General features: G+C 68.7%; 19 protein-coding genes. 9 read left to right on the top strand and 10 right to left on the bottom strand.

Going from position 1 to position 23,135, the window contains the following annotated elements:
• Window positions 1–400: class I SAM-dependent methyltransferase (locus ABDV68_RS10145; protein WP_343519774.1), on the top strand; the 400-nt coding region annotated here is incomplete at its 5' end.
• 9 nt (window positions 401–409) lie between these two features.
• Here ABDV68_RS10145 and ABDV68_RS10140 read toward each other — a convergent pair.
• Complete coding sequence (locus ABDV68_RS10140; RefSeq protein ID WP_343519773.1) at window positions 410–784, bottom strand: hypothetical protein; 375 nt, start codon at window positions 782–784, stop codon at window positions 410–412.
• 45 nt (window positions 785–829) lie between these two features.
• Window positions 830–1,249 (bottom strand): DUF1801 domain-containing protein, encoded by a 420-nt coding sequence (locus ABDV68_RS10135; RefSeq protein WP_343519772.1) that lies wholly within the window; start codon window positions 1,247–1,249, stop codon window positions 830–832.
• 49 nt (window positions 1,250–1,298) lie between these two features.
• Between ABDV68_RS10135 and ABDV68_RS10130 the strand changes: the two genes are divergently transcribed.
• Window positions 1,299–2,630 (top strand): MATE family efflux transporter, encoded by a 1,332-nt coding sequence (locus ABDV68_RS10130; protein WP_343519771.1) that lies wholly within the window; start codon window positions 1,299–1,301, stop codon window positions 2,628–2,630.
• Here the strand turns inward: ABDV68_RS10130 and ABDV68_RS10125 are convergent.
• Window positions 2,627–3,583 carry a phosphatase PAP2 family protein gene (locus ABDV68_RS10125; protein ID WP_343519769.1) on the bottom strand — a complete coding sequence of 319 codons (957 nt, stop codon included), beginning with the start codon at window positions 3,581–3,583 and terminating at the stop codon, window positions 2,627–2,629. The two genes, ABDV68_RS10130 and ABDV68_RS10125, sit on opposite strands and share 4 nt — an antisense overlap.
• A 126-nt stretch (window positions 3,584–3,709) precedes the next feature.
• Here ABDV68_RS10125 and ABDV68_RS10120 point away from each other — a divergent pair, with 126 nt between their 5' ends.
• On the top strand, window positions 3,710–4,927 hold the full coding sequence (locus ABDV68_RS10120; RefSeq protein WP_343519768.1) for an argininosuccinate synthase: 1,218 nt from the start codon (window positions 3,710–3,712) through the stop codon (window positions 4,925–4,927).
• 118 nt (window positions 4,928–5,045) lie between these two features.
• Here the strand turns inward: ABDV68_RS10120 and ABDV68_RS10115 are convergent, their stop codons facing one another.
• Window positions 5,046–6,254 carry a glycosyltransferase family 2 protein gene (locus ABDV68_RS10115; RefSeq protein WP_343519767.1) on the bottom strand — a complete coding sequence of 403 codons (1,209 nt, stop codon included), beginning with the start codon at window positions 6,252–6,254 and terminating at the stop codon, window positions 5,046–5,048.
• 165 nt (window positions 6,255–6,419) lie between these two features.
• Between ABDV68_RS10115 and ABDV68_RS10110 the strand changes: the two genes are divergently transcribed.
• The 3 genes from ABDV68_RS10110 (at window position 6,420) to ABDV68_RS10100 (ending at window position 10,591) form a co-directional block, all read left to right on the top strand.
• On the top strand, window positions 6,420–7,019 hold the full coding sequence (locus tag ABDV68_RS10110; protein ID WP_343519766.1) for a class I SAM-dependent methyltransferase: 600 nt from the start codon (window positions 6,420–6,422) through the stop codon (window positions 7,017–7,019).
• A gap of 28 nt (window positions 7,020–7,047) precedes the next feature.
• Window positions 7,048–8,805 (top strand): hypothetical protein, encoded by a 1,758-nt coding sequence (locus tag ABDV68_RS10105; RefSeq protein WP_343519764.1) that lies wholly within the window; start codon window positions 7,048–7,050, stop codon window positions 8,803–8,805.
• 85 nt (window positions 8,806–8,890) lie between these two features.
• Entirely contained in the window at window positions 8,891–10,591 is a 1,701-nt protein-coding gene (locus tag ABDV68_RS10100; protein ID WP_343519763.1) for a hypothetical protein, read from the top strand.
• On the opposite strand, the gene ABDV68_RS10095 is transcribed toward ABDV68_RS10100, so the two are convergent.
• From ABDV68_RS10095 to ABDV68_RS10080, 4 genes are read right to left on the bottom strand one after another with little or no spacing between them, the layout of a single operon-like run.
• A complete protein-coding gene (locus tag ABDV68_RS10095; protein WP_343519761.1) occupies window positions 10,588–11,724 on the bottom strand; it encodes a GNAT family N-acetyltransferase in 1,137 nt (378 codons plus the stop codon). The two genes, ABDV68_RS10100 and ABDV68_RS10095, sit on opposite strands and share 4 nt — an antisense overlap.
• A 5-nt stretch (window positions 11,725–11,729) precedes the next feature.
• Window positions 11,730–13,061 carry a mechanosensitive ion channel domain-containing protein gene (locus ABDV68_RS10090; RefSeq protein WP_343519760.1) on the bottom strand — a complete coding sequence of 444 codons (1,332 nt, stop codon included), beginning with the start codon at window positions 13,059–13,061 and terminating at the stop codon, window positions 11,730–11,732.
• A complete protein-coding gene (gene metC, locus ABDV68_RS10085; protein ID WP_343519759.1) occupies window positions 13,058–14,251 on the bottom strand; it encodes a cystathionine beta-lyase in 1,194 nt (397 codons plus the stop codon). The genes ABDV68_RS10090 and metC overlap by 4 nt, the downstream gene beginning before the upstream one ends.
• Window positions 14,248–15,084, bottom strand: coding sequence for a sulfurtransferase (locus tag ABDV68_RS10080; RefSeq protein WP_343519758.1), 837 nt, complete (start codon window positions 15,082–15,084; stop codon window positions 14,248–14,250). Before ABDV68_RS10080 ends, metC begins: the two co-directional genes overlap by 4 nt.
• Before the next feature lie 71 nt (window positions 15,085–15,155).
• Between ABDV68_RS10080 and queF the strand changes: the two genes are divergently transcribed.
• From queF to ABDV68_RS10065, 3 genes are all read left to right on the top strand, one after another.
• A complete protein-coding gene (queF, locus tag ABDV68_RS10075; RefSeq protein ID WP_343519757.1) occupies window positions 15,156–15,602 on the top strand; it encodes a preQ(1) synthase in 447 nt (148 codons plus the stop codon).
• Between the two features lie 143 nt (window positions 15,603–15,745).
• A complete protein-coding gene (locus ABDV68_RS10070; protein ID WP_343519756.1) occupies window positions 15,746–18,025 on the top strand; it encodes a glycosyltransferase in 2,280 nt (759 codons plus the stop codon).
• A gap of 39 nt (window positions 18,026–18,064) precedes the next feature.
• Entirely contained in the window at window positions 18,065–19,345 is a 1,281-nt protein-coding gene (locus ABDV68_RS10065; protein ID WP_343519755.1) for a glycoside hydrolase family 130 protein, read from the top strand.
• Window positions 19,346–19,573: 228 nt separating this feature from the next.
• Here the strand turns inward: ABDV68_RS10065 and ABDV68_RS10060 are convergent, their stop codons facing one another.
• Window positions 19,574–21,238, bottom strand: a complete 1,665-nt coding sequence (locus ABDV68_RS10060) for a helicase HerA-like domain-containing protein (protein ID WP_343519754.1) — start codon at window positions 21,236–21,238, stop codon at window positions 19,574–19,576.
• Window positions 21,239–21,412: 174 nt separating this feature from the next.
• Window positions 21,413–22,930 carry a Do family serine endopeptidase gene (locus ABDV68_RS10055; RefSeq protein ID WP_343519752.1) on the bottom strand — a complete coding sequence of 506 codons (1,518 nt, stop codon included), beginning with the start codon at window positions 22,928–22,930 and terminating at the stop codon, window positions 21,413–21,415.
• Window positions 22,931–23,135 lie beyond the last annotated feature (205 nt).

Here is a 23,135-nt window from a genome sequence, read left to right as displayed (position 1 = left end):
GATGCTGCTCCACACGATCGGCCGCGCCGGCGGGCCGGGCGTGACCGACGCGTTCACCGCCAAGTACATCTTCCCCGGCGGCTATATCCCGGCGCTGTCCGAGATCCTGCACGGGCACGAGGGGATGCGCTTCTTCCTCACCGACGTCGAAGTGCTGCGGCTCCACTATGGCTGGACGCTGCAGCACTGGTACGACCGCGCGGTGGCGTCAAAGGAGCAGATCGTCGCGCTCTACGACGAGCGCTTCTTCCGCATGTGGACCTATTATCTCGCCGGATCGCTGGTGAGCTTCCGCAATGGCGGGCTGGTCAACTACCAGCTCCAATATGCCCGCTCGCGCGACGCGCTGCCGGTGACGCGCGACTATATGGCGGAAGCGGAGAAGCGGCTCGCGGAGTGATCCGCCGGTCTATCTGATCCCGAGCTGCTCGATATCCGCGCCCGCGTAGCGAATCAGCTCGTCGCGGGTGATCTTGCCGTCCTTGTCGGCATCGACCGCGGCGAACCAGGCATCGGCCCTGGCGAAGGCGGGCTGGCGCGCATTCACCGCGGGACGCGGGTCGCCGGCCTTCTTCGCCTTTTGCGCGGCGGCATAGGTCGCGTCGGCGCTGGCCTCGAAATCGAAACGGGCGCGGACTTCGTCGCGCTCGACCGTGCCGTCCTCGTTGAGGTCGAGGTCGGCGAGGCGTTCGGCGACGCGCCGCTCGGCCTCGGCCTTGGGCAGTGGACCGGGGGCGACGCCGAGCGGCGCGGCCTGGGCGGCGAGAGCGAGGAGAATCAGCATGGCCGGCGCCATAGCACGAACCGGCTGACTGACGCTTGAACCGCCTCAGGCGGGGTATTTCGCGTTCATATGGGCGAGTGCGTCGCGAGTCATTTCCTCGAGCACCGCCATGTCCACGTCGGCCAGCTTGTTGATGTAGAGACAGGACTTGCCGTTCTTGTGCTTGCCGAGCCGCGCGAGCTGATCGCTCTGACCGGGGTCTTCGGTGAGAATGTAGAGGACGATCTGTGCCTTGCGCGGCGAAAAGCCGAGCCGGCACATGTCGCCTTCATGGCCGCTGCCGTACTTGTAGTGGTAGCTGCCGAAGCCGATGATCGAGGGCCCCCACATCTTGGGCGGCTCACCCGTGATCCGCGCCATCATCGCGCAGACCGTCTTCGCATCCTCACGGCGGACCGGATTCTCGACCGCTTCGATGAATTCGGCGGGGCTGATCTCGGTCGGCTTAGTCTTGATCTCGGCCATCGGACGGCTCCGCTGGATTTCGCGGCGAGCATATGCGCATGGGACCGCCATGCAAGCCTCGCCCCTCGTCCTCACGCGCCGTTCGATCTTCGCCCAGGCCTGGCCGATCATGCTCGGCCAGACCACGGTGCCGCTGGTCGGCCTGGTCGACACCGCGGTGATCGGCTGGACCGGGGATGCCGCCGCGCTGGCCGGCGTGGCGCTGGGCGTCGCGATCATCAACTTCATCTTCTGGGCGTTCGGGTTCCTGCGCATGGGCATGACCGGGATGACCGCGCAGGCGCATGGGCGCGGCGACACGGTCGAGGTCAACGCGTTGCTCGCGCGCGGCGTCGCGGCGGGGCTCGCCATCGGCGCGGCGCTGGTCGCGCTGCAGCTGCTGATCGTGCCGGTGGCGCTCGCCGCGCTGGCCGGCGGAGGGAACCTCGACGCCGCCGCACGCGAGTTCGTCACCGCGCGCTTCCTCGGCGCGCCCGCCGCGCTGGGCTTCTATGCGATCAACGGCTGGCTCTATGGCCTCGGGCGCACGCGCGACACGCTGCTGCTGCAGATCGCGATGAACGCGGTCAACATCGCGCTCGACATGCTGTTCGTGTGGCATTGCGGGATGGGCGCGCGCGGCGTCGGGCTGGGGACCGCGCTCGCCGAATGGGTCGCGCTCGCGCTCGGCGTGGCGATGGTGCTGCGTGTCGCCGGGCCCGGCGCGATCCTGCGCCAGCGCGCGGCGTTCTTCGACAAAGCGGCGTGGAAGCGGCTGTTCGCGGTCAATGGCGACATCATGATCCGCACCGTCGCGCTGCTGGCGATGTTCCTGTGGCTAGCCAATGCCGGGGCGCGGCTCGGCACGGTGCAGCTCGCCGCCAACCATGTGCTGCTCCAGCTCGTCAGCATCTTCGCCTTCGTGCTCGACGGCTTCGCCTTCACCGCCGAATCGCGCGTGGGGATCGCGGTCGGCACGGGGTCGAGGGCTGACCTCAGGCGCGCGATCCGGCTGACTGGCGAGTTCTCGCTCGGCTTCGGGCTGATCGCGACCTTGGTCGCGGCGGCGTTCGGCTGGGTGCTGGTCGACCTGCTCACCACGAATGCGGAGGTGCGTGCGGCCGCCTATGCGATGCTCCCGCTCGCCGCGCTGACCGCGACGCTCGGCGTCCCCGCGTGGCTGCTCGACGGCGTGTTCATCGGCGCGACCCAGGGGAAGGCGCTGCGCAACGCCGCGATCGTCGCGACCCTGCTCTACATCGGCACCGACCTGCTGCTGCGGCCGCTCGGCGCCGCGGGGGTGTGGCTCGCGTTCCTGGCCAGCTATTTCTATCGCGCGATGAGCCTCGGCGCCTATCTGCCGCGATTGTTCGCCGGCATCGCCGCCTCGCGCGCGAGCTAGTCCGCGGACCCGGTCCGGCTTCCGGCAATGGCCAGCACCGCGACGGCGACGCCGCCGAGCACGTCGACGAAATAATGGCTGCCGATCAGCGGGACGGTGGCGATCATCGCGACGTTGAGCAGTACGAGCACCGGCCCGACGAACGGCACGCGATGGAAGCCCCAGGCGAGCAGGACGGCGGCCGCCGTATGGAAGCTGGGGAAGGTGATCAGTCCCGAAATCTGCGCGGTGCCCAGTTCGCGGAGCTGGCCGGTGCGCACCTTCTCCAGGATCTCGGCGGGCCACCAGCCGGCGTTGACCGTGAGATGCGGCACGTCGGCGGGCACGAACCCGTAATGGACATAGGCGGTTTCGGCCGGAACCAGCGCGAAGATCGCGACGCAGGCGATCAGCGCGAGCGACCAGGCATGGAGGAAGCGCCACAGTAGCCCGGTCTTGCCCAGCGCGGCGAGCGCGGCGACCAGCACGAAGGGTTGCCACAGCAGGGTCGAATAGATGCGGCTCATCGTGACGGTCAGCTCGGCGCGTCCCGCCAGCGATCGTGCGAGATCGGGCCAGGAGAGGAACGGGAGCAGCAGCTCGTCCGCCGCCCGCAGCGCCGCGTCGCGATAGGGAAAGCCGAGCGTCGCCAGCAGCAGGCTCATGCACGCCACCGCCATGCTCGCGGCGACCAGCATCGCGCAGCCCTCGATGCCGGCGGCGAGGCGCGGCGAATCGCGCCAGCGCAGCAGCGCCGCGACGCCGGCCATCGCGGCGAGTACCGCGATCATCAGGTTGATGTCCTCGCCCCGGTAGGTGAAGCCGAGCATGGCAAGGAGGATCACGACCAGCGCCGTCTGGAGGCCGAGCAGGCGGTAGACCGGGAATGCGCGCGTATCGAGCGGCGCCGACCAGGCCCGCGCGCCCAGGATGGCCAGCCGTCGCTGGCCGATCGCGATGCCCGATCCGCTCATCGCCATTTTCTCTAGGCCGTGGTGCTTAATCCTTCGTCTACGATGCCGCGGGGTCATCGATTGTTGCGGAACCGCCCCCGCCGCCCTAGAGGCCACGCGACTTTTTCCTCTGGAGCGACGACGACGATGGCCGACAAGATCAATCGGGTGGTGCTCGCCTATTCGGGCGGCCTCGACACCAGCGTGATCCTGAAATGGCTCCAGCAGGAATATCAGTGCGAGGTGGTGACCTTCACCGCCGATCTCGGCCAGGGCGAGGAGCTCGAGCCCGCGCGCCAGAAGGCGCTCAACGCCGGGGTCAAGCCCGAGCATATCTTCATCGACGACCTCAAGGAGGAGTTCGTCCGCGACTTCGTCTTCCCGATGATGCGCGCCAACGCACTGTACGAGGGCGTCTATCTGCTCGGCACGTCGATCGCGCGCCCGCTGATCTCCAAGCGGCTGATCGAGATCGCGCACGAGGTGAATGCCGATGCGGTGAGCCATGGCGCGACCGGCAAGGGCAACGACCAGGTCCGCTTCGAGCTGTCGGCCTATGCGCTCAACCCCGACATCAAGGTGATCGCGCCATGGCGCGAATGGGACCTGACCAGCCGCACCAAGCTGATCGAGTTCGCCGAGGCGCACCAGATCCAGGTTGCCAAGGACAAGCGCGGCGAAGCGCCCTTCTCGACCGACGCGAACCTCCTCCACACCTCGTCCGAGGGCAAGGTGCTCGAGGATCCGTGGGAGGAAGTGCCCGATTACGTCTATTCGCGCACGGTCAATCCCGAGGACGCGCCCGACGCGCCCGAGTATATCACGATCGATTTCGAGAAAGGCGACGGCATCGCGCTCAACGGCGAGGCGATGTCGCCGGCGACCTTGCTCGCGGCGCTCAACGAGCTCGGCCGCAAGCACGGCATCGGCCGGCTCGACCTGGTCGAGAACCGCTTCGTCGGCATGAAGTCGCGCGGCATGTACGAGACGCCGGGGGGGACGATCTATCACGTCGCACACCGTGCGATCGAATCGATCACGCTCGACCGCGGCGCCGCGCACCTCAAGGACGAGCTCGCGCCGCGCTATGCCGAGCTGATCTACAACGGCTTCTGGTTCGCGCCCGAGCGCGAGATGCTTCAGGCGGCGATCGATTACTCGCAGGAAAAGGTCGCCGGCACGGTGCGGCTGAAGCTCTACAAGGGCAGCGCCAGCGTGGTCGGCCGCAAGTCGCCCTATTCGCTGTACAGCGAGAAGGTGGTGACCTTCGAGGACGACCAGGGCGCATACGACCAGCGCGACGCGGCGGGTTTCATCAAGCTCAACGCGCTGCGGCTGCGGCTTCTCGGCCGCCGCGAAGGCTAGAGTCGTTTTCAGCCGGGCGGCACCAGCCCGCTCCCCCACCCGCCGCCCATAGAATGCCGGCGTTGGGTGGCCGGATGGGGAGCGGCCGGCGCCGTTTCAGCGAAGCTGAAAAACGACCCTAACCGCGCGGCTGGTCGAGCAGGCCGGCGAAGAAGGCGGTCACCGCGGTCTGCACGCCGAGGCAGCAGAGCAGCATCGACGGGATCGTCACGCGCATCAGCGCGGCGGGGTTCATGTCGCCGAAGCCGGCGCCGGCCCATGCCAGCGTCGCGGCGACCGCTCCGCCGAGTCCGGTGAGCAGCATCGCGCCGCCCGCGATGCACGCGCGCTCGACGCTGAACCAGTTGCGGACGCGGCGCATCAGGCCGCTTTCCGGCCACATGCCGGCGATCACGCCGTAGCGGCGGGCGAGCACCGACAGGCCGACCAGCTGCGAGCCGATCAGCACCGCCATCGCCGCGAAGATCATCGTGTGCACGCCGAGCTCGACGGCGCCGAGGCGGACGTCGCCGGGGATCAATCCGAGCACGCCGACCAGCCCCGCGAGCGCGAGCGCGAGGCCCGGATAGAGGAACAGGAAGCGCGGCGCATAAATCAGCAGGAAGCGCAGGTGGCGCCAGCCGTCGCGCCACGTGCGCAGATGCGGCGGGCGGCTGCGGCCGTCGGGCTGGAGCGTGGTCGGCACTTCGCGGATGTCGAGCTTGGCGATCGCGGCCTTGACCACCATCTCGCTCGCGAACTCCATGCCCGGCGCGGTGAGGCCGAGCGCGCGGATGCTGTCGCGGCGGAACGCGCGCAGGCCGCAATGGAAATCGCCGATCGGCGTGCCGAAAAAGGTGCGGCCGAGGAAGCTCAGCACCGGGTTGCCGAGATATTTGTGCAGCGGCGGCATCGCGCCCGCGGCGATCCCGCCCTGGAAGCGGTTGCCCATCACCAGCTCGCCGCCCTCGCGCAGCACCTCGAGGAAGGGCATCAGCGTGCCGAAGTCGTAGCTGTCGTCGGCGTCGCCCATCGCGACATAGCGGCCCTGCGCCGCCTCGATCCCGCCGATCAGCGCCGCGCCATAGCCGCGCGCCGGGACATGGACGATCCGCGCGCCGAGCGCGTTGGCGATCTGCTGCGATCCGTCGGTCGAGCCGTTGTCGGCGACGATCACCTCGCCGGCGATGTTGTGCGCGTCGAGGAACGCCTTCGCCTTGCGGATGCAGACCGCCAGCGTCTCCGCCTCGTTGAGGCAGGGCATGACGATCGACAGCTCGACCGCCGATGACGGCTCGCCGGGCGGAAGGTCCCACTGCTCGTCGCGAAGCGCCTGCGCTGTTGCCATGATTGTCCCCGTGAAATCGCTGGCCAGCAATGCACGCGTGAACGCCAAGACTTGGTTAACGCTGTCGCCGCGGCCTATCATGGGACGGGGTCGCGTGAGCGAGGGGCGTTAACCACCTTTCAAGGCCCTCGCGTCAAGGGTGCGGCCGGGCCTTTGGGGGACGGAATGCTGCAGCGTTTGCATGAGAAGCTGGTGTTTGGCCGGCGGGTACGCCGGCTGGCCGCGATGATCGCCGAGCGGTTGCCGCACAATGCCCGCGTGCTCGATATCGGCGCGGGCAGCGGCGATCTCGCGCGGCTGGTGATGGCCGCGCGTCCCGACGTCCGGATCGAGGGGGTCGACGTGCTCGTCCGGCCCGGCACCGCGATCGTGGTGCATGCCTATGACGGCGTGACCCTGCCGTTCGCGGACGGCAGCTTCGATGCCGCGGTGATCATCGACGTTCTGCATCATACCGACGATCCCGGCGCCGTGATGGCCGAAGCGGCGCGCGTCGCCAAGCAGCTGGTAGTCAAGGACCATTTCCGCGACGGCCTCGCCGCCGGCTTCACCCTTCGCTTCATGGACTGGGTCGGCAACGCCGCCCACGGCGTGCGGCTTCCCTACAATTATCTGTCGCGCCGCGAGTGGACGCGGCTGTGGGACATGCATGGGCTGAGCACCGATCGTTTCGTCGACCGGCTGGGACTCTATCCGCGCCCGTTCGCATGGCTGTTCGATCGCCGGCTGCACTTCGTGACCGTCCTGAACCAGGCCGCGCGCTAGTGGCCGTCCGCGACCAAGACGGGGCAGCGTGACGGCAATATCGTTGCGCGACGAGCGGCGGCGCGACTGGTTCGCGGCGATCGCGCTGGCGCTGTTACTCACGGCCTGCTGGGTGGCGCGCGACTGGGCGCAGTTGCGCTGGTTCAACCTGCCCGACACCGACGACATGATGCGCCTGGCGCAAGTCCGCGACTGGGTGGCGGGGCAGGGCTTCAACGACTGGACCCAGTACCGCCTGGCACCGCCCGAGGGTGCGCCGATGCATTGGTCGCGGATCAACGATCTCGGGCCGGCCGCGATGCTGGTGACGCTGACGCCGCTGATCGGGCGCCATGCCGCGGAGCTGACGATGGTGATCGGCTATCCGGCGCTGCTCTTCGTCGTCTGTCTGTTTCTCTCGGCCCGGCTTGCCCGCCGCCTGGGCGGCGCGCCGGCGGCGCTGCCCGCGATCCTGATCGCGGCGCTCGCCTATCCCGCCAACGCGCTGTTCCTTCCGGGGCGAATCGATCATCACGCGCTCCAGATCGTGCTGCTGCAGCTGGCGGCGTTCGCGGTGATGGGGCCGGGTGGCCGGCGCAGCGGCGCGCTGCTGGGCGGTGCGATCGCCCTCAGCTTCGGCGTCGGGCTCGAGACCGCGCCCCAGGCGCTGGTGCTGGTCGGGGTGTTGTTCGTGCGCTGGGTGGTGCTCGGAGCCGGCGAAAGAGCGCGGGCGCTGGGGTTCGGCGGTGCGCTGTTCGGCGTCACCTTGCTGCTCGTGGCCGTCGCGCGGCCCAGCTACTGGACCGCGCAGTGGTGTGACGGCTTCACCCCCGCATCGGTAGCGGCGGCGCTCGGCGCCGGCGCCGCATGGCTCGCGATCGGTATGGCGTCGCCGTGGCTGCGCGATTGGCGCCTGCGGCTCGTAGCGGGCGGCGTTCTCGGCGGGGCCGCGGTGGTCGCCACGCTTCTCGCCTACCCGGCCTGCCTCGGTGGTCCCTATGGGCCGATGGGGCCATTCCTGCGCCGCGCCATCATCGATTCGATCCCCGAGGCGACCGGCTTGTTCGCTCAGCCCTCGGCCGCGGCGGCGGTTCAGGCAGTGGCGCTGCTCGCGGTCGCGGCCGGCGCATCGCTGCTGTACCTGCGCGGCGCCGATGCGGACCGGCGCTGGGCGGCGCTGCCGCTCGCGCTGATCTATGCGATCTCGATCGCGCTCACCGTCTCGCAATTGCGCGGCGCGTACATGGGTGCGGCGATGGCCGCACCGATGCTCGCGCAGCTCGTGCTGGCCGCCCGCGAAGCGCCGCGCTGGCGGTCGGCGGCGACGCTGGGCGCATGGTGCGCATCCGCGGGGGTGCTGTGGCTCGTCGTCTCGACCGAGGTCGAGGGGCGCCTGCGCCCGGCCGTCAGCCAATCGCGCGAAGCCGCGAAATCCTGCCGCGACGGCGATGTGTGGCACCAGCTCGACGCCAGCCCGCCCGGCACGATCCTGACCGCGATGAACCACGGCGCGCGCGTGATCGGCGGCAGCCATCACGGTTCGGTGGGAGCGGGCTATCACCGCAACAATCGGGGCAATCGGGCGACCTACGACTTCTTCCTGGCGGCGCCGGAGCGCGCGCGGGAGATCGCGGCGGCCTGGCAGGCGCGGTACATGCTGTTCTGCCCCGGCGATTTCGAGGAGATCGGCGTGTCGCGGGACTACCCCGCCAGCCTCGCCGCACAGCTCAATCGCGGCGCCCCGCCTCCTTGGGCGGAGCGCATCCCGCTGCGCGATACCGGGCTGCAATTTTATCGAATCCGCTGATTCCCGGTTCGATCCGGCGGGCAATGCGGCGGGCCGCACGCCAAGCCGCTTGCCGCTAGGGCCCGGCTCGCAGTAAGTGCGCGCGATGCAAGGGGGCCTGGATACGCCGCGCTGGTGGCAGACGCGCTGGTTCGTGCTGTTCGCGGCGATCGCCGCGGCGGTGCCGTTGCTGTGGCCGGACATCCCGCCGATGGTCGACCTGCCAGGCCATATGGCGCGCTATCGCGTCCAGCTTTCCCACGGCGAAGTGCCCTGGCTCAACGACTGGTACCGGTTCGAGTGGAGCCTGATCGGCAATCTCGGGCTCGACCTGCTGATCATCCCGCTGGAGCCGATCTTCGGGCTCGAGCTGGCGGTGAAGCTGATCGTCATCACGATCCCCATGCTCACCGTCACCGGGCTGCTGTGGATCGCGCGCGAGGTGCATGGGCGCATTCCGGCGACCGCGCTGTTCGCGCTCCCGCTCGCCTACAACTACGCCTTCCAGTTCGGCTTCGCGAACTTCGCGCTGTCGATGGCACTGGCGCTCAACGCCTTCGCGCTGTGGCTGCGGCTGGCACGGCTCGGCAAGATCCGGCTGCGCGCGATCCTGTTCGTGCCGATCGGCCTGGTCATCTGGGTGACGCACACCTTCGGCTGGGGCACGCTGGGCGTGCTCTGCTTCGCCGCCGAGCTGATCCGCCAGCATGACAAGCGCGGACCGCGCAACGGCCCATGGCATGCCGATTTCGCGCGGCGCTGGATCGTGCCGTGGATCTGGGCGGGCATCCATTGCCTCGTGCTCGCGCCGCCCGCGCTGCTGATGCTGGCATGGCGTACTGGCGGGCACGTCAGCGGCCAGACCGGCGACTGGTTCAACTGGCGCGCCAAGACCTGGTGGATGCTGATGGTGCTGCGCGACCGCTGGCAGCTGTTCGACATCGCCTGTCTCGGCGTGCTCTACCTGATCCTGTTCAAGGGCGTGCGCGACCCCAATGTCGGCTATTCGCGCCACCTCGGCATTTCGGCGCTGTTCCTGGTCGCGGTGTTCATCCTGCTGCCGCGCATCGTGTTCGGCTCGGCCTATGCCGACATGCGGCTCGCGCCGTACATGCTGGCGATCGCGGTGATCGCACTGCGGCCCAAGCCCGGCATGACGATGCGCGGGGCGCAGGTGCTGGCGGTCGCCGGCCTGGCCTTCTTCCTCGTCCGCATGGGCGCGAACACCTGGAGCAACGTCCTCTACGACAAGGCCTATGACCGCGAGCTCAAGGCGCTCGAGCACGTCCCGGTCGGCGCCAAGCTGCTGAGCTTCGTCGGCGAGACCTGCTACAACGAATGGACGATGACTCGCCTGCAGCACCTGCCCGGCATGGCGATGGTGCGGCGGCTCGCCTATACCAACGACCAATGGTCGATGGCCGGCGGGCAGCTGCTGACGGTACGCTACAAGCAGGCGCGCGGGTTCAGCCACGATCCCTCGCAGATCGTCACCGACACCAAATGCCCGCGCCAATGGTGGCGGCCGGTGGCGGTGAGCCTCGCGCGCTTCCCGCGTCACGCGTACGACTATCTCTGGGTGATCAGCCCGCCGCCTTATGACAAACGGCTCGAGGCGGGGCTGATCCCGGTCTGGCGCGACGGTGACAGCGTGCTGTTCAAGATCGATCACGGCAGCCCGGCGGCGGTGCTCAACCCGATCGACCTCGGCCCCTATCACAGCCAGATCGAGAAGATCCGCGATTTCCTGCGGCGCGACAAGGAAAAGCAGCTGGAGGCCTGGCAGGCCGCGCAGAAGAAGGTCTAGCCGCCGCGCTTGAAGGGCGTCAGCTCGCCCAGGAATTCCTGCTCGTGCGCCACGGCGGCGCGCTCGCGTTCGAGATATTCGGCGACGGCGCGGCGGAAGTTCGGATCGGGCAGATAATGCGCCGACCAGGTGGTGACCGGCACATAGCCGCGCGCCAGCTTGTGCTCGCCCTGCGCCCCGGCCTCGACGCGGGGCAGGGCGCGCGCGATCGCCGCCTCGATCGCCTGATAATAGCAGAGCTCGAAATGGAGGAAGGGCACGTCCTCGGTACAGCCCCAATAGCGGCCGTAGAGCGCGTCGCCGCCGATCAGATTGAGCGCACCGGCGATCGGCCGGCCGTCGCGTTCGGCGAGCATCAGCAGCAGCTTGTCGCCCATCGCTTCGCCCAGCATCGAGAAGAAGGGACGGGTGAGATAGGGCCGGCCCCATTTGCGGGCGCCGGTATCCTGGTAGAAAGTCCAGAAGGCGTCCCAATGCGCCTCGGTGATCTCATTGCCGGAGAGGTGGCGGATGGTCAGCCCCTCCAGCGCGCGCTCACGCTCTTTGCGGATCGCCTTGCGCTTGCGCGACGACAGTGCGGCGAGGAAATCGTCGAAACGCGCATAACCGTCATTGTGCCAGTGGAACTGCGTGCCCGCGCGGATCAGCCAGCCGGCGCGTTCGAACAGGGGCAGCTGCGCTTCCTCGACAAAGGTGACATGCGCCGACGACAGGCGGTGCTGGTCGGTCACCGCCTCGATCCCTGCGATCAGCGCCGGGGCCAGCGCCGCGTCGCGCAGCAGCAGGCGCGGGCCCGGGACGGGAGTGAAGGGCACCGCGACCTGAAGCTTGGGATAATAGCGCCCGCCCGCGCGCTCCCAAGCATCGGCCCAGGCGTGGTCGAAGACGTACTCGCCCTGGCTGTGGCTCTTGGCATAGGTCGGGGCGATCGCCGCGGGCGTGCCGCACGGGCCCTCGATCACGATCGGCAGCGGCTGCCAGCCGGTCTCAGCCGTCGCCGAGCCCGAGCGTTCGAGCGCCGACAGGAAGGCATGGCTGACGAACGGATCGGTGCCGCCTGCGCAGGCGTCCCAATGCGCCGCCGGGATCGACGCGACTCCTTCGGCGATGCGGGCGGTAACGGGGGCGGACACGAGCCCTATTTAGGCGCGCCTGGCGCGAGTTGAACCGGGGATGCGCCGCTTTCGGGCCAGCTCTTCACCATGATCTCGCGCCGCGGCACCGGAATCTCGATGCCATTCTCCTTGAACAGCACCCACAGCCGGTTGAGTACGTCACTTTTCACATTGCCCACGCCCCCTTCGGGATCGCTGATCCAGGCGAGGATCTCGTGCTCGACGGCATAGTCGCCGAAGCTGGTCAGCCAGACATTGGGCTTGGGGCTGGTCAGCACGCGCGGGCTGTCGATCGCGGCCTTGAGCATCAGCTCCTGCGCGAGCTTGAGATCGGTCTCGTAGCCGACGCCGACGGGAATGCGGACGCGCACGTTGCGGTCGGAGAAGGACCAGTTCTCGACCTCCTGAGTCATCAGATTCTCGTTGGGGATCAGATGCTCCTTGCCGTCGCGGGTGATCACGCTGACGGCGCGTACGCCGATCTTGTTGACCCAGCCGAAGCTGTCGCCGACGACGATCACGTCGCCCGGCTTGATCGAGCGGTCCATCAGCAGGATGATCCCGGCGATCAGGTTGCCGATCGTCTTCTGCAGCCCGAAGCCGACCGCGAGGCCGAACGCGCCCGAGAACACCGCGAAGCTGGTGAGGTCGATCCCGAGCAGGTCGATGCCGAAGAAGAAGGCGACGACGACGACGACGATGCTCGTGATCTTCTGGAACAGCAGCTTCTGCGTCGGATCGAACCCGCGCGCCTGGCCGATCGAATGGCCGATCACGCGATTGGCGAGCCGCGCGCCGGCATAAAGCGCGACCGCGGTCACCAGCACGGTGACGAGCGCGAGCAGCGACAGGCGGCGCGAGCCCACGTCGACGCCGATGCGGTCGAGCGTGGTGGTGATGACGTTGAACCCGCCGATCGCATGGCTGAGGATCGCGACGAACACCACCGCGGCGGTGAGCCAGGCCACCCAGCGCGGCGTGTGCAGCCCGCGCAGGAAGACCAAGGTGAACATCCCCGTCGCGGCGCCGAGCGCGATGCCGAGCAGCAGCGCCGCGAACCCGCCCCAGGGCGCGGCATTGACGAGGATCGCGAGCAGCAGCGCGGCGCTGCCGTGGCGCACGATCGTGTGCATGCGATGGGCCAGGCCCTCCGCGTGCGAGCCGACGCGCTGCTCCCAGAGCCTGGCGAGCGCCGGGCCGAGCCGGCGTCCGGCGAGCCAGCCGGCGGTGAGGGCGAGGACGGCGAGGCCGCCGGCGATCGCGCCCTCGATCAGCTCGGCATGAGTCGGCATCTGGATCCCGTTCGCCGCGAGCCAGCGGGCCAGCGCGGGCGGGATCAGCGCCATCTCCGTCATTGCGCCGCCCGGAACCGGTCGAGCCCGGCGGCGAGATCGGCGATCAGGTCGGCCGGATCCTCGAGGCCGATCTGCAGCCGCACCGCGGGCCCCTCCGCCTGCCACGGCACAACGGTGCGGATGCGCTCGGGATCGACCGGGATCGCGAGGCTCTCGAATCCGCCCCAGCTATAGCCGATGCCGAACAGCTCGAGACCGTCGATCAGCGCGGTGCGCGCCGCCTCGCCCCCGCCGCGCAGGATGAAGGTGAAGAGCCCGGCCGGCCCCTTGAAGTCGCGCAGGAAATATTCGTGGCCCGGGCAGGAGGGGAGGGCGGGATGGAGCACGCGCGCGACCTCGGGCCGCGTCTCCAGCCAGCGTGCGATCTCCAGCGCCGCCGCGCCATGGTGCTTGAGCCGCACCGCCATCGTCCGCAGCCCGCGGGAGCCGAGCCAGGCGTCGTCGGGACTGGCGGTCTGGCCGAGCTGGAAGCTGGTGGCGCGCAGCTGGTGCCAATATTCGTCGGTGGCGGTGACGCTGCCCAGCATCACGTCCGAATGGCCGACGACATATTTGGTGCAGGCGAGGATCGAGAGGTCGATGCCTTTCGCGATCGCGGGAAACAGCAGCGGCGTCGCCCAAGTGTTGTCGAGCAGGGTGACGACGCCCCGCGCCTTGGCCGCAGCGACGATCGCGGGGACGTCCTGCACCTCGAAGGTGAGGCTGCCGGGGGTCTCCATGAAGATCGCGCGGGTCCTCTCGCCGATGAGGTCGGCGATGCCGCCGCCGATCATCGGATCGTAGAAGCGCGTCGTGACGCCGAAGCGCTTGAGGAAGGTCTCGGCGAAGCTGCGCGTCGGATCGTAGACGCTGTCGGCGAGCAGCAGCTCGTCGCCGGGCGAAAGGACCGAGAGCAGGGCGGCCGCGACCGCGGCGACGCCCGAGGGGTAGAGAAACGTCGCCGCCGCGCCGGGCTCGAGCTCGGTCAGCGCGTCGGCCAGACTCCATTGGGTGGGCGTCCCGCGGCGGCCGTAGAACAGCCGGTGATGCGTGTCGCGCCCGGCATTGGCGCGCAGCTCCGCGACATTGTCGTAGAGGATGGTCGAGGCGCGCCACACCGGCGGGTTGACGATCCCCCGCGTCCATTCCCTGCGCCGGCCGGCGCCGACGACGCGCGTGCCGTCCCCCTTCTTGTCGTCCGAACCGCTCACGCCGCCCCCGTCGCCTTGGGGGTCGACGGATCGGCGCCCCATTCGGTCCAGCTGCCGTCGTAGAGCGCGGCGGGATGGCCGAGCAGGTGCAGCGCGAAGGCCGGGACCGCGGCGGTGATGCCCGATCCGCAAGTGGTGACCACCGGCCGCTCGACCTCGATCCCCTCCGCCTCGAACAGGGCGCGCAGCGTCGCGAGGTGCTTCCATGTGCCGTCGGGATTGAAGAACTCGCCCTGCGGGATGCTCGCGCTGCCCGGAATATGGCCCGGCGTCACGCCGGGGCGAGGCTCGGGGTCGCTGCCGTTGAAGCGCGAGGTCGACCGGGCGTCGACGAGTTGTTCGGCATGGCTGGCGAGATTGGCCTTCACCTGCGCGATCGTGCGCACGCCCGCCGGATCGAATCGCGCGGTCAGCGTGCGTGGGGCGGGCCTTACCGGCCCCTGTTCCAGGGCGCGTCCCTCGGCCTGCCATTTCGCCAGACCGCCGTCGAGCAGCGCCGCCGCGATCCCGAAGCTGCGGAACATCCACCACGCGCGCGCGGCGGTATGATGCGGGGAATTGTCGTAGAGCACGATGCGGTCTCCATCGCCCACGCCGAGCGCGCCGGCCTGGGCGGCGAATTGCTCGGCGGGTGGCAGCATCGTCGGCAGCGGACTCGACCGGTCGGAGATCGCGCTGATGTCGAAGAAGGCTGCGCCGGGGATGTGCCCAGCTTCGTGCTCGGCGGTGGCGTCGCGGCCGTCGGCCGGGAGGAACCATGTCGCGTCGAGGATGCGAAGGTCGCTCGCCCCCTGTTCCGCGGCGAGCCATTCGGTGGTGACCAGAGCGTCCATTCCACCTTGGTAATCCCGCCCCGATGCCGCGTCGAGTTTCCAGATCGCTCGCGAGCCCCTAAATGGCGCGCATGACTCCCAAGCATCTCGGCCAGCAGAGCGCACTTCCCGCATCCCCCGATGAGGCGGTGCTCGACTATGTTCCCAACCCGCGCGCGGGCAGCGACTATTGCGTGCGCTTCGCCGCGCCCGAATTCACCTCGCTCTGCCCGATCACCGGCGCGCCCGATTTCGCGCATCTGGTGATCGACTATGTGCCGGGCGCGACGATCGTCGAATCCAAGTCGCTCAAGCTGTTCCTCGGCAGCTTCCGCAACCATGGCGCGTTCCATGAGGATTGCACGGTCGGCATCGGCCAGCGGCTGTTCGACGAGATGCAGCCCAAATGGCTGCGCATCGGCGGTTATTGGTACCCGCGCGGCGGCATTCCGATCGACGTGTTCTGGCAATCCGGCGCGCCGCCCGAAGGCGTGTGGATCCCCGCGCAGGAGATTCCGGGCTACCGCGGACGCGGCTGAACCCCAGATTAATGCATTTCATCGCCGACTCTTGACGCTGCGACGCAACATTGATGCAACCATATTGAAATCTCGACGTTGGGAGGACGAACCGGCGGCTTGGCTGGCTGATCTATGTTGCTCACGCGAAAGGAGTTTTTGGGATGGCGCGAGGCGATGACCTGCCAACTCGGATCGATCATATCGCGCTGGTCGGCAACTTCGTTCCGCGCAAGTGCGGCATCGCGACCTACACCAGCGATACCTACAATGCGCTGAAGACGCGTTTCCCCGACATGCGCGTCGACGTCTGGGCGATGGACGACCATCCCGGCCGCTACACCTATCCGCCCGAAGTCACCGGATCGATCGCGCAGCATGAGCGCTCGGCCTATCTCGGCGCCGCACGGATGATCGAGGCGTCGGGCGCGCAGGCGATCTGGGTCCAGCACGAATACGGCATCTATGGCGGCGCGGCGGGCGAGCATCTGATCGCGCTGCTCGAGCGTACGACGCTGCCCATCATCGTGACGCTCCACACCGTGCTCGAGGCGCCGAGCGAGGACGAGCGCCGGGTGATGGACGCGCTGCTGCGCCGCGCGTCGCGGCTGATCGTGATGGCCGACAAGGGCCGTGAAATCCTGCGCCGGGTGCATGGCGTGGACGAGCGCAAGCTGGTGATGATCCCGCACGGCGTGCCCGACCGGCCCTTTGCCGACCCGAGCGAATTCAAGCGCCGCTTCGGCTGGGAGGGGCGCCAGGTGATCCTGACCTTCGGCCTGCTCGCCCCGAGCAAGGGGATCGAGACGCTGATCGCGGCGATGCCCGCGGTGGCGGAACAGCATCCGGACGCGCTCTACGTCGTGCTCGGCGCGACTCACCCCAATCTGGTGGAACGCGAGGGCGAGGCCTATCGCGACCGGCTGCACGCGCTCGCGGCGAAGCTGGGCGTGGAGCGCAACATCGCCTTCATCGACGGGTTCGTCGAGCAGGACGAGTTGCTCGACTATCTCCAGGCCGCGGATATCTATGCGACGCCGTATCCGAACCCGGCGCAGATCACCTCGGGCACGCTGTCCTATGCGGTGAGCGTGGGCAAGCCGGTGGTCTCGACCCCCTATGTCCACGCCACCGAGATCCTCGACGACGATCATGGCGTGCTGGTCGAGTTCGGCGACAGCGACGCGTTCGCCGAAGCGATCAACGCGCTGCTCGACGACGATGCGCGGCGCGAATCGCTCGCACGGCGCGCCTATGCGCGCGGCCGGACGATGATCTGGCCGCGGCTCGCCGAGACCGCGGTCGAGCAGATCGCGGCGGCCGTGCGCGCGCAGCCGAAGCGGCTTGCCGCCGTTGCGCCCGCGCCCAGCTTCGAGCCGCTCGCCCCCGATTTCCGGGCGGTCGAGCGGATGAGCGACGCCACCGGCATGTACCAGCATTCGATCTATGCCGTGCCCGACCGGCGCCACGGCTATTGCATCGACGACAATGCCCGCGCGCTGATCCTGATGCACCGGATCGACTCGCTCGACGAAGCCGCGCGCGACAAATGGACCAGCATCTACGCCGCGTTCGTGCAGTTCGCGTGGAATCCGGACAAGGGCCGCTTCCGCAACTTCATGACCTTCGACCGGAAATGGTGCGAGGAGGCGGGATCGGAGGATTCCAACGGCCGGACGCTGTGGGCGCTCGGCGTCACCGCGTCCGAAGCGCGCGACCGCAAATATCGCGACTGGGCGCGCATGCTGTTCGACGAGACCGCGGCGATGAGCTTCGAGTTCGGCAGCCCGCGCGCGCTCGGCTTCGCGATGCTCGGCGCGGCGGCGATGCTCGAGGCGCATCCCGGGCACGTCCTGTCGCGCCGGATCCTCGAGCGCTTCGGCGGCGACCTGATGACGCTGCTCGATGAATCGCGGCGGCCCGAATGGGAATGGTTCGAGATCGTGCTCGCTTATGACAATGCCCGGCTCCCGGAGGCGCTGATCCGTGCCGGCGCGGCATTGGATCGGAAGGATTTCCTCGCGTGCGGCCTCAAGACGCTCGACTGGATCGTCGCGCGCCAGACCGCGCCGGACGGCGGCTTCCGCGCCGTGGGCACCGACAGCTTCGGGCGGCCCTATGCCGACCCGCTGCCGTTCGACCAGCAGCCGCTGGAAGCGCAGGCCACGGTCGACGCCTGTCTCGCCGCGTTCGATGCGACCGGGGCGCAGCGCTGGGCCGACGAGGCGATGCGCGCCTATCGCTGGTATCTCGGCCAGAACGACCTTGGCCTGCCGCTCGCGACGACGGGCGATGGGGGCTGTTTCGACGGACTGACCCCGAGCGGGCTCAACCGCAACCAGGGCGCCGAATCGATCCTGGCGCTTCAACTTGCGAATTGCGCGATTTCGGCCCTTTCAAAACGCGCACAAATCGTGGCAGGACCGCAACGAGCCGTCGCTTAGCACTGGCGCGCGACGGCGGGTTCGTGTCCCGGGGGCTGAATGCTCGACCTGTTTCAACATCCGTTGCGGCTTCGCGCCGACCCCTCGCGCGTGGTGGTGCGGCCATTCCATATCGCGTGGCAGGCCAACGGCACCACGCCGAGCCGCACCGAGCGGCTGGTGCGCGCGGTGCTCGACATGTCCCCGGCCGAGGCGCGCGCGCAGCTCGAGGTCGTGCTCAAGGATTTCGAGGCGCGGCACTGGCAGACGCGCCGCGTGTTCATGACCCGCTACGACGTGATCGAGGCGCAGCTCGGGCTCGACGGGAGCCAGATCGGTGACGAGAAGCGCCAGCTGATCGGCGCCTATTTCTGCCACGAATACAGCTATGCCGCCGCGGCGCTGATGAACCCGAGCGCGGTGCCGCATCACGACCAGAGCGGCATGCCCAAGGGCAGCATGCGCATCCTGATGTCGCTGCGCGCGGTCGGCGAGGGGCATATCTCGTCGGTGGCGTTCCGCGAGGGGATCATCACCGACAGGAACGAGCTGACGCTCGCGCCGGAGCCGCCCTTCTGCACCGCGGCCGACGCCGAGGGCGACGAGTTCGAGATGCCCGAGGGGCCGGTGGTGGTCTATCGCCACCGCGATTCCACGCTGTCGGGCACCTTGCTGTTCCCGATCACCAAGGCGCAGTCCAACGGGCTCGAGGACATGCGCCTGGTCCGCTTCGAGCATGACGACGGCAGCCACGAATGGCTCGGCACCTATACCGCGTACAACGGATCGGTGATCCAGTCGGAGATGCTGCGCACGCGCGACTGGCGCGAGTTCGACCTGGTGCCGATGACCGGCAGCGCCGCGCGCAACAAGGGCATGGGCCTGTTCCCGCGCAAGGTCGGCGGCCGGTACATGATGATCGGCCGGCAGGACGGCGAGAACATCTATCTGATCGCGTCGGATTCGCTCACCCACTGGGACGAGGGCGAGAAGCTGATCAAGCCGATGTATCCGTGGGAGCTGGTCCAGATGGGCAATTGCGGCCCGCCGATCGAGCTCGACGAGGGCTGGCTGATGCTCACGCACGGCGTCGGCGCGATGCGCAAATATTCGATCGGCGCGGCGCTGCTCGACAAGGACGATCCCTCGAAGGTGATCGGGCGCACCCGGGAGCCGATCCTCGCCGCGGCGGACCAGGACCGCGAGGGCTATGTGCCCAACGTCGTCTATTCATGCGGCGCGATCCGTCATGGGGACAGCATCTTCATCCCCTATGGCGTGGCGGACAGCTCGGTGGCGTTCGCATTCGTGCCGATCAAGTCGCTGCTCGAGGTGATGTAGCTTCCCTCTGCTGGACGGTTTAACCAAATGGGTTTCACGTGGAACCGCGGTGGCAGTCGCGGAAATGCGTGGTTTCTGCCCGGCTGGGCTAGCCAAGAATGAGGCTCGGCGAGAGGCGAATGGAGAACATGTCGTGGACGATGTTGGTTTCGCGCCTTTTGGACGTTCTCCGGTGCGGTTAGAAATGTCGAGCGGGGAGACCGGGGTGATGATGGGCAATCGCGCCGGCTAGCCCTTGAACAGGCCGCCCAGGATGCCGCGGACGATACCGCCGACGACGCTGGCGCCGACCCCCGACTTCCGTCCGAAGATCGCCTTGGAGACCTCGCCCGCGACCGCGCGGCCCGCCGCCGACGTGGCGGACTGAGTCGCCGACTTCATCGCGCGGTTCCACGGGTTGTTCGCCGCCTCGCGCTCGGCCTGGCGCTGCGCCTGCGCCTCGAGCCGGGCCTGGCGGTCGGCCTCGCGCTGCGCCGCGAGGCGCTGGCGCTCGGCTTCCTTGGCGAGGCGGGCGTCTTCCTTGGCCTTGGCGGCGGCCGCCTTCTCGGCCTCGGTCGCGGCCTTGGCTTCGGCGGCCGCGGCGGCGGCTTCGGCGCCCTTGGCGGCGAGTAGCTCCTCGGCCGACTCGCGATCGACCAGCGTGTCGTACTTCGCGCCGACGATATCGGTGTCGATCAGCACCTTGCGCTCCTCGGGCGTGACCGGGCCGACGCGCGAGCAGGGCGGCTTGATCAGCGTGCGCTCGACTGGGGAGGGGGCGCCGTCGGCCATGAGCAGCGAGACCAGCGCCTCGCCGACCTTGAGCTCGGTGATGACGGTCTCGACATCGACGCCGGGATTGGCGCGGAAGGTCTCGGCGGCGGACTTGATCGCCTTCTGCTCGCGCGGGGTGAAGGCGCGCAGCGCGTGCTGGACGCGGTTGCCGAGCTGCCCGGCGACGTCCTCGGGGATGTCGATCGGGTTCTGCGTGACGAAATAGACGCCGACGCCCTTGGAGCGGATCAGGCGGACGACCTGCTCGACCTTGTCGAGCAGCGCCTTGGGCGCCTCCTCGAACAGCAGGTGCGCCTCGTCGAAGAAGAAGACGAGCTTGGGCTTGTCGGGGTCGCCGACCTCGGGGAGGGTCTCGAACAGCTCGGAGAGGAGCCAGAGCAGGAAGGTGGCGTAGAGCCGCGGCGAGGCCATGAGCTTGTCGGCGGCGAGGATGTTGACCACGCCATGGCCGTTGTCGTCGAGCTTGATGAAGTCGTTGATGTCGAGCGCGGGCTCGCCGAAGAAATGCGCGCCGCCCTCGCTGCGCAGCTGAAGCAGCTGGCGCTGGATCGCGCCGACCGAGGTCTTGGCGACGTTGCCGTATCTGGCGGTGAGCTCGTCGGCGCGCTCGGCGCAATGGACCAGCATCGACTGGAGATCGTCGAGGTCGAGCAGCAGCAGGCCCTCGTCGTCGGCGACCTGGAAGGCGATGGCGAGCACGCCTTCCTGCACCTCGTTGAGCCCCATCAGGCGCGCGAGGAGCAGCGGGCCCATCTCCGAGACGGTGGTGCGGACGGGATGGCCCTGCTCGCCGAACAGGTCCCAGAACTGGACCGGGGCGGGCGCGTATTTCCAATCGGTATCGCCGATCTCGGCGGCGCGGGTGGCGAAGGCCTCGTGAGTCTTGGCGGTGGGCGATCCGGCCATGCCCATGCCGGAGAGGTCGCCCTTCACGTCGGCGGCGAAGACGGGGACGCCGGCGCGGCTGAAGCTTTCGGCGAGGCCCTGGAGCGTGACGGTCTTGCCGGTGCCGGTCGCGCCCGCGACGAGGCCGTGGCGGTTGGCGCGCTTGAGCACCAGCGACTGGCGCTGCCCGCCGTCCGCACCGGCTCCGATGAACAGCTCCGTCTCACCCGTCATGCCGCGCTCCCGATCGTCAGGAGCTCAGCATAACCGCGACGGTTCGTCAGGTCAGCGGAAATCTATGGGGGCTTCGTTTGAACTCCACCATTCGTTCCGAACCATCTTCGTCATCCCCGCGCAGGCGGGGATGACGATGGATGAGGTGAATTCAAACTAGGTCGCCGGCGAAAATCAGCTGGCGAGATCGACCGCGACATAGCCGCCCACGCCGCCGCGGCGGGTGACGTAGAGCAGCACCTGTCCGGCGTTGGAGCTCTTGGCCTGGCCGACGATGCGCGCGGCCTCCTCGGGCGTGGTCACCGGCGTGCGGTTGATCGAGACGATCACGTCGCCGCGGCGGACCTGCTTCTGCGCGGCGTCGCTCGACGGGTCGACGCCGACCACGACGACGCCCTTGGTCGCCGGATCGACACCGATGCTGCGCGCGATCTGCGGGGTCAGCGCGGCGACGTTGACGCCGAGCGAAGCGGCCGCGTTCTGCGGGCTCTGCTGGTCGTCACCGCCGGGTACGCCCTCGTCGGCATCGGGATCGAAGCCGGCGAGCTGCTCTTCCGAGGGCCGCGTGCCGACGGTGAGCTGGACGGTCATGGTCTTGCCGTCGCGCACCAGCTCGACCGGCACGCGCGTGCCCGGACGGACATTGGCGGCGAGGTAGGAGAGGGTGGTGTCCGGGGTCACGTCGCGGCCGTCGACCTTGGTGATGATGTCGCCCTGCCTGATCCCGGCCTTGGCCGCGGCCTCGCCCGGCTCGACGCGCGAGATCAGCTCGCCCTTGCCCTTGGGCACGCCGAACGACTTGGCGAGATCCTCGGTCAGCGGCTGGATGCCGACGCCGAGATAGCCGCGCTGGACGGTGGCGCCCTTCATCAGCGTGTCGATGATCGGCTTGGCCTCGGTCGCGGGGATCGCGAAGCCGATGCCGACATTGCCGCCGGTCGGCGACAGGATCTGCGAGTTGATGCCGATCACGTTGCCGTTGAGGTCGAACATCGGGCCGCCCGAATTGCCGCGGTTGATCGAGGCGTCGGTCTGGATGAAGCGGTCGAGCGGGCCGCCCTGGCCGGTCACGCGATGCATCGCCGAGATGATGCCCGCGGTCACCGAGCCGCCGAGGCCGAACGGGTTGCCGATCGCGACGACCCAGTCGCCGACGCGCGCGCGGTCCGAATCGCCGAAGCGGACGAAGGGCAGGTTGCGCCCCTCGATCTTGAGCACGGCGAGGTCGGTCGCGGGATCGCGGCCGATCAGCTTCGCGGTGAACTCGCGGCGGTCGGGCAGGGTGACCTTGATCGATTCGACCACCGCGCCGCGCTGGCCGGCGGAGATGACGTGGTTGTTGGTCACGATATAACCGTCGGCCGAGACGATGAAGCCCGAGCCGAGCGATTCGGCCTGGCGGGTGACCGGACGGCCGCCCTGCTGCCCGCCGAACAGGTCGCCGAACGGCGTGCCCGCGAACGGGTTGCTCGACACCTGGACGCGCTGCGTGGTGGAGATGTTGACGACGGCGGGCTGAAGCTTCGCCACCATCTCGGCGAAGCTCATCGGCGCGCCGGCGCGGGGCGCCGCGGCGCTGATCGCGCCGGGCTCATTCTGTGCGGTTTGCGCGCCCGCCGGGTTCTGCATGACGAGCGCCGCACTCGCGCCGCCGATCAGGAGCGCCGAGGTGATCGCATATGCGTAACGCACGGGAGAGGTTCCTTTGAGGTTGCTGGTGGTCATCGGGCCTTTGCCGGGCTGGAGGTCAGTCATGGGTATCACTCGCCTAGAATAGCTGAACGGCGATTGAATATGAACGAACCGAAAGGCGTGGGGGTCCGTGGTTGGTCGCGGATTGACGATTGTGAGGCATCTCAATCCTCCCCCGCCAGGGGGAGGTGTCAGCCCCGCTGAC

The organism is Sphingomonas sp., from assembly GCF_039595165.1.
GTDB lineage: Bacteria > Pseudomonadota > Alphaproteobacteria > Sphingomonadales > Sphingomonadaceae > Sphingomonas.
Note: the sequence above shows the minus strand (reverse complement) of the source record. Positions and strands in the feature narration are given on the sequence as shown.